Origin of the sequence: Paraburkholderia sp. CNPSo 3281 (assembly GCF_024206515.1) — a bacterium.
Taxonomy (GTDB): Bacteria; Pseudomonadota; Gammaproteobacteria; order Burkholderiales; family Burkholderiaceae; genus Paraburkholderia; species Paraburkholderia nodosa.
The window spans coordinates 1-4,227 of sequence record NZ_JAMBPS010000122.1; the positions used below are offsets into that span (position 1 = coordinate 1).

Annotated in this window: 3 protein-coding genes and 3 pseudogenes; 2 read left to right on the forward strand and 4 right to left on the reverse strand. The window is 59.4% G+C overall.

From position 1 onward, the window contains the following. Window positions 1-179, forward strand: a pseudogene (locus M3I56_RS40275) (IS256 family transposase); the annotation flags it as partial. 57 nt (window positions 180-236) lie between these two features. On the opposite strand, the gene M3I56_RS40280 reads toward M3I56_RS40275, so the two are convergent. The 4 genes and pseudogenes from M3I56_RS40280 to M3I56_RS40295 form a co-directional block, all read right to left on the reverse strand. Further along, window positions 237-863, reverse strand: coding sequence for a hypothetical protein (locus M3I56_RS40280; protein WP_254358607.1), 627 nt, complete (start codon window positions 861-863; stop codon window positions 237-239). A gap of 16 nt (window positions 864-879) precedes the next feature. After that, window positions 880-1,251, reverse strand: a pseudogene (locus M3I56_RS40285) (metallopeptidase TldD-related protein); the annotation flags it as partial. 164 nt (window positions 1,252-1,415) lie between these two features. Beyond that, window positions 1,416-1,802 (reverse strand): transposase, encoded by a 387-nt coding sequence (locus M3I56_RS40290; RefSeq protein WP_133190741.1) that lies wholly within the window; start codon window positions 1,800-1,802, stop codon window positions 1,416-1,418. A gap of 29 nt (window positions 1,803-1,831) precedes the next feature. Continuing rightward, the gene (locus M3I56_RS40295; protein WP_254358608.1) at window positions 1,832-2,419 is read right to left on the reverse strand and encodes a hypothetical protein; all 588 of its coding nucleotides are present in this window, start codon (window positions 2,417-2,419) and stop codon (window positions 1,832-1,834) included. Window positions 2,420-3,427: 1,008 nt separating this feature from the next. Here M3I56_RS40295 and M3I56_RS40300 point away from each other — a divergent pair. Next, window positions 3,428-4,214: pseudogene (locus tag M3I56_RS40300) on the forward strand (IS630 family transposase). The last annotated feature ends 13 nt before the right edge of the window (window positions 4,215-4,227 follow it).

Here is a 4,227-nt window from a genome sequence, read left to right on the forward strand (position 1 = left end):
TACGCAAGATCGTCAAGACGCGTGGGCACTTCCCGACGGACGAGGCCGCGACCAAACTGCTCTGGCTGGCCTTGCGCAATATCACGGCTGACTGGAGCCGTGCCGCGCATGACTGGAAAGCCGCGATGAACCAGTTCGCGATCCTCTACGAGGATCGCTTCACCAGAAATCATTTGTAGAATGCAATTGATGAGCCTGCCAGACGGCAGGCTTTTATCTGCCTTGCACACAAAAATTCAGACACTCCCGTACAGCCACCACGTAATGACCGTGGTCGCGGCACCATAGGCGAGCACACCGTAAAACAACGCTGGCGCAATCGATTTGAGGATCCAGCCCTGAACCGCCAATCCAGATCCCGCGTGTAGCAACACCCACGGCAACGTTACGGCCATGCTGCAGAACGGCCCGACTTCCTGCTGGATTCGCTGGTCAATATTATCGACATCGTTGTCCTGCTCGATACGAAAATACACACGGCCATTCAGATAACGCCGCACCAGGTCGCGTGTCAGCCACGCCCACCAGTGGAAAGTCAACCGACTCACCACGAAGTTGAAAAACAGGCTAACCACGCCGCCATTGATGACCAGGCCCACCAACGTAAAAAGGGTGAACAGGTGCCAGTAGGACACCGCGTGGCGCGATACCAGTGCATCGCTCATCTCTCTGGTGAGAAACGACAGCTTGGCACCGAGTGCAGTGTCCACGATCGAAAAGGCAGTACATGCGCCCAACACGAGCCATGAACGCCACGCGCGCGGGCGCGTCCAATACGGACGCGCCAATCGGAGGAAGCGCCGGACGAATCGGCCGTTGATGCTGTAGTCCTTCGGATCCTGAATCGTTGCGGTAGGCAGCATGGAAATTCCTCTGTATTCAGGCAACAACGCCGCCGACCGGTACGCGCAGGCCTTCGTTGCCGCAAACGCCGACGCCCGTGTCGAGCGACATGTCGTTGCCGATCATGCTAACGTACTTCACCGGTTCAGGACCGCTGCAAATCAGCGGCGCGCCCTTCACCGGACCGGTGATCTTGCCGTTCCCGATCATGTACGCCTCGGACGCCGAGAGCACAAACTTACCGTTCGTGATGTCGACCTGGCCGCCGCCGGGATTCACCGCGTACAGGCCGTTCTTCACCGACTCGATAGTTTCCTGCCGATCCTGGTCGCCATTGAACATGTAGGTGTTGGTCATGCGCGGCATGGGAAGCGCCGCGTATGACTCGCGCCGCGCGTTCTCCGCCACAACGCCTGTCGCACATTCCCGGCCATGAACACGTGCAAGCCCGGCATTCGTCCTTCAACCTTAAAGAAGACGTCCCGGCCAATCCGTCGTATTCCTTTCCGTTCACACAGAAAATCAGTGACGGAATACTACGCATTCCAAAATAATTGAAGACGTTGTTGCTTTCATCCACTTTCAGTTTTCCCGCTTTGATCTTCCTGGAGAACTACCCGGTGTTCGGCGAAGTCGTTGTCGTACCGCGGCGTGATTACCGTTTTGTCCTTCCCGCCGAGCGCGACGTCTACACCGATCTCATTCTGGGGCGTGGCCGGCCTCAGTACGCGACCGTGCTGCGCCAGAGCCGCAACCACGACGTCCATCGTGCCCTTCTGCTGCCAGCGCCTGGAGTTATGCCGGACGGCAATGTGGGACGGGTAGCCGAGGTGCTGCGGCAGATGCACCCACCGGCATTTCTTGGTGAGCACATGCAGGATGGCGTTCAGCCCGCAGACTGGCGACGCGCGGACGGCAGGGCCACGTGTCTGCGGGCCGAAGAGCGACTCGACCACCACCCATTCGTCGCCAGTGAGCGGCTGCTAGATCAAACGTCGCTTACCGCTTCGTCGTTCGACCGTTGAGCGGTCTGGCCGTCCAGCACTTCTATCCGGAACGGGCCACGGACTCCCATTGAAAATTCGGCCGCCGCAGCCAGGGCGCGTTCGAGTCTGATTTCTGGCCGCATCGGCATTCCGGCGGTGGTATGTAGCGAGCCCAGCGCCACCTGTTCGCCGCTACCACAGGCATCGAAGTTCACGGCGTTTTCGCCAACCTGATAGTCGTCGCCAATCCGGAAAATGCGCCCCTCGTACCCGACCAGAAAAGTGCCAGCCGATTCCCGTTCGCTGTCCTTGCGTGCGAATCCACCTCGGGTAAAGCAAGCGCGTACCGCTTCAACGAACGTCGTGCACATGAAGACCAGCACATCCGTACCTTCAGGGCGCGGCGCGACGGTCAGATTATGGCCGAGAAGCTGCCCCATCCTGAAGGACGACGTGAAGCCGATCAGGAACGGCCCCACCCGATAAATCTTGGGGTCGGCGCGCGTGCTCATGGACCAACCATTTGCTCCAGCCGAATCGGCACCCATGCAGACCTTCCTGCCATCCGTCAGCGCCACAATGCAGGTCATGCCGCCTCCGTAGGTGTTGCCCGATAGAATGCGATGCGCCTGCCCTCGCACGGCCCAGCCGTAATCCAGTCGACTCCATGCACTCCGCCCATTGCCGTGCACAACTGCCTCGCGCGACGACTCTCAGTAAGCCACGCTCGACGAGCGCGATGTACGTTGGCGCGATCCATTCGAACGCGAGGTGGCGGCATTCCTCCTGCGTGTACGCAGTCCCCCGTGATCCGTCCAGACAAGGGTCGCAGGTCCGTTGCACGCGCAGGCTCCGCAACCGTGTGGGGCGCGCGCGCAAAAACGCCGGCTGAGACAGCAGCGCCGTGAGATTTGATTTCGTGTTCAGTCGTCATTCAATCCACCCGTAATGGTCCCGCGAAAAGCAAAAGCAAAACTTGAGCCAACACCGCCATGCGTCGATCGGTAAGGGTTTCAAGCGCGGCCGCAGTCGAACTCAATGCCCTGCGATGGTGTGAGTTTTGCGATGTGAGGCGGTAAGCGCTCAACCAGATCGCAGCAAGTTTGCGCGGTGGCCGTCCGGTGAGCCTGTGCACGGGGTACGCGTACGACTGTAGGTCGCTAGCGCTGCGTGCAACTACGACTCTGCCAACGGAGCCAGGTCATCTCGATGTGGTGTGATGTATTTCTTCCAATCGGGCCGACGGATGTAGGAGATGTGAGGTTCCGGACAAACTGTATCTGACGCCGTAGCTGGATGAGCGGGAGCCATCCCGGCACATCAATCTACAACTGCCCGTCACACAACCCATACGCGATCGATGTGGGCAATCAATGCCCTCTCGTTAACACCGCGCACCAGTACAAAACAGCATATAGCGCGATCAACATCTGGTGCCAAAAGCCTAGGCCATCATTGTGCGAACGCCACGGACGGCACACAAGCGCGTATAGCAGTAGCAGAACGCAACCAGCGACGCTCACAAATATCGAGATCAGTCCGTTGACTAGTCCATTGCGTCATTGAATTGGCACCCCATCTGTGCTCAGATATCGGTTATGGGAAAAATGAATCTGACGGATACCGAACGCGAACAACTTCTGTCTGCTGCGCGCAGCCGGACGGTACGCGCAGCGGACGTGCGACGCGCAAAGTTGATCCTGATGCTCGAGGACGGCGAATCGCGCGACAGCATCATGCGCATACTTTGCTGTGACTCGCGCTTCATCTCGCGCTGGTCGGGGCGCTTCCTCAGCGAGCGGTTGGCCGGCATGTACGCCCGGCATCCCGGGCGCGCGCCCACGCAGCCGCCGGCCAGACTGGAAGCGCGGGTGCTCAACCGTACCCTCAAGCACAAACCCGCCGACGGCTCGACACACTGGGAGTCATGGCTTCGAGTACAAGCGCAATGGCACGCTCAGCCTGTTCGCGGCGTTTAACACCGCCACCGGCGAAGTGTTGGGCAAGACGGCCGCGCGCCACACCAGCGAACAGTTCATGGCCTTCCTGACCGATGTTGTCGCCAGCCAGCCAAAACGCAGGAAAATCCATGTGATCTGCGACAACGTCAGTAGCCACAAGACGCAGCGGGTCGCCGACTTCCTCGACGCGCATCGCAACGTGCGCCTGCACTTCACGCCGACCTACTCGTCGTGGCTGAACCAGGTGGAGAACTGGTTCTCGCGCATCCAGCGCGATGTGATCGCTCGCGGCATCTTCACTTCGGTGAAGGATCTGGATCGCAAACTGATGCGCTATATCAGCGAGCACAACAAAAGCCCGAAGCCGATCAAGTGGAAGTATGACGATCCATCGCGCCGGGTTCGACCGGTGCCAATTCAATGACGCAGTGGACTAG

What these genes read in the sequence shown, in the direction of transcription:
- M3I56_RS40280 (WP_254358607.1), bottom strand. Translation starts at nt 863, where the DNA reads ATGCTGCCTACCGCAACGATTCAGGATCCGAAGGACTACAGCATCAAC.
- M3I56_RS40295 (WP_254358608.1), bottom strand. Translation starts at nt 2,419, where the DNA reads ATGACCTGCATTGTGGCGCTGACGGATGGCAGGAAGGTCTGCATGGGT.